The sequence below is a fragment of the Moorena sp. SIO3B2 genome (assembly GCF_010692525.1).
Classification (GTDB): Bacteria; Cyanobacteriota; Cyanobacteriia; order Cyanobacteriales; family Coleofasciculaceae; genus Moorena; species Moorena producens.
In genome coordinates, this window is record NZ_JAAHHE010000622.1 from 1 (window position 1) to 2,733 (window position 2,733).

2 protein-coding genes are annotated in these 2,733 nt (G+C 41.9%); both read left to right on the top strand.

Features of this window, described 5'->3' with window-relative positions; genetic code table 11:
• A partial coding sequence (locus F6K38_RS39015; protein ID WP_287360291.1) for a DUF3050 domain-containing protein occupies positions 1-575 on the top strand: 575 nt, incomplete at its 5' end.
• A gap of 347 nt (positions 576-922) precedes the next feature.
• Positions 923-2,733, top strand: a 1,811-nt coding sequence (locus F6K38_RS39020) for an aspartate kinase (RefSeq protein WP_287360293.1), incomplete at its 3' end; no start/stop codon positions are given.

The window sequence follows — 2,733 nt, forward strand, 5'->3', positions numbered from 1 at the left end:
GGATGGTGAATGAGATTGTTTTAGCTGAAGAGACTGATGAAGTCTCACCAGGAAATTACATCAGTCACTATGATCTCTATATGGTGGCTATGACAGAGATAGGTGCTGATACTAATCCAATTAAAACTTTTATATCTTCTCTTAGAAAAGGTATTCCAGCTGACCAAACTATAGCCTCTATTTCGATACCTGAATTAACCAAAACGTTTGTTAAATTCACGTTGGAAACTACTACTAAGTCAACCCATGAAGTAGCTGCAGCTTTTCTACTAGGTCGAGAAGATATCATTCCTGCTATGTTCAGACAGGTTATTGCTACTTTAGATAGTCTTTATGGATTTACTTGGGATTCTTTGCGTCTCTATCTAGACAGGCATAATTTTCTGGATGAGGATCAGCATGTTCCGATGGGGAAAAAACTCTTAAAAAATCTTTGTGGTGATGATCCTGTGAAGTGGGAGCAAGCTTTAAACTCTGCTGAGAATGCTCTCAAAGCACGCTATGCTCTATGGGATGGTGTAGCTGAGTTGATTCAGGTCAACAAAGATAATGATATAGCACTGCTTGAAGTGTAATACGGCGGTTTGCAATTCAGTTAGGTACAAAGTTCTGGGTTTTTAGGAACAGGGAACAGGGAACAGGGAACAGGGAACAGGGAACACAATCCTGTGTACCTAATAGTTATGTAAACCGCCATAGTTAACAAGAAACTTCGGAACAGGGAAGGGTCATTGAACTCAGGTTATTATAGGGCTCAATCGCTCTTTCATACTGTTCCCTTGCCCGAAGTTTTTTGTTACTTGTTTATAGTAATACTATTTTTATAGTAAATCCTTCGATTAGCCATTAATAAAGCAACAAAAAATATCACTATTTAATTTTTAATTAACTTCAATAAAATTAATACTTTATCTGAGGCTATATAATGCTAATTATCCAAAAGTATGGTGGTACTTCGGTTGGATCAGTTGAAAGAATTAAAGCAGTTGCCCAGCGGGTGAAGCAAACAGTCCAAAATAATAATAATGTGGTGGTAGTGGTTTCGGCGATGGGTAAAACCACTGATGACTTGCTCAGTTTATCGAAGGCAGTTTCGACTAATCCCAGTCGCCGGGAGATGGATATGCTTCTGTCTACTGGAGAACAAGTATCAATTGCTTTGCTGAGTATGGCCTTGCAGGAATTGGGACAACCGGCTATTTCTTTAACTGGGGCACAAGTAGGAATTATCACTGATGCTGAACACGGTCGTGCCAGGATTTTGGAAATTCAGCCAAAGCGAATTCAGCACTATCTCAATCAAGGAACAGTGGTAGTTGTAGCTGGATTTCAGGGTATGAGCAGTGGTGATAATTTTGAAATTACTACTCTAGGACGTGGCGGTTCAGATATATCAGCTGTGGCGTTAGGGGCTGCTTTAAAAGCAAATTTGTGTGAAATTTATACTGATGTTCCAGGCATTTTTACAACTGATCCTCGGATTGTACCAGAGGCACAATTAATCCCAGAAATTACTTGTGATGAAATGCTAGAGTTAGCCAGTTTAGGGGCAAAGGTGCTACATCCTAGGGCGGTAGAGATTGCTCGCAATTATGGCGTACCTTTGGTTGTACGTTCAAGCTGGAACAATGCACCAGGAACTAGGATAATTTCTCCGATAGCTAAACCTCGTTCTCTGAAAGGCTTGGAGATTAACAAGGCAGTATATGGGGTGGAATTGGAAACAAATCAGGTAAAAGTAGCCCGATGGCAAGGGCGGGATCGTTTAGGGGTAGCGGCAGGGTTATTTGGTGAAATTGCTCGTGAGAATCTGGATGTTAATCTGATTATTCAGTCAATTCAGGAGGACGATGCTAAGGATATTGCGTTGACGGTAGTGAACAGAGGTTTTGAACAAGGTGAGACTTTAGGAGCTGCAGTGAGTGAAACTAAACTCAAAAGACTTCTTGCAGAAGTCGGGAACAGGGAACAGGGAACAGGGAACAGTGGACAAGAATTGATCCAAACACTATCAGAAAAATACTTTTCGAAGATGTCTCAAGAGCTGATTACTTCTGCAGAGGTAGAAATGATGGTAGAGCAGAACATGGCAACAGTGGCAATTACTGGGACTGGTATGATTGGGCGTCCTGGGGTTGCAGCTAAAATGTTCTCTACTCTAGCAGAGGCGGGAGTTAATATTGAGATGATTTCTACCTCTGAGTTGAAGATCACCTGTGTGATTAATGCTGAGGTATGCGATCGCGCTGTTGCTGCTCTGTGTCAGGCTTTTGAGATTGATCGTTCTGTAGTGCTCGGACCTGATTCAATTCAGGAGTTTTCTACCGATTCAAGCCCATCCCCAGTATGCGGTGCTGTTCTTGATCTCAACCAAGCTTGTATCACAATTCGCCATGTCCGAGATCAACCGGGAATGGCAGCAAAACTCTTTGGACAACTGGCACAGGAAAATATTAGTGTTGATATGATTATTCAGTCTCAACGCTGTCAGAGGCTTAATGGTATCCCCACTTGTGATATTGCGTTTACGGTGGCCCAAGCTGATGCTGAAGCAGCATCCATGGCTTTAAAAGCTTTAGCACTAAGTATTGCTTGTGGGGAGATTATAGTGGATACAGACATCGCTAAAGTTAGTCTAGTTGGGGGTGGTATGGTGGCACAACCCCTGGTTGTGGCTCAGTTTTTTGAGGCATTAGCACAACAGCAAATAACTATTCAGATGATTACAAGTTC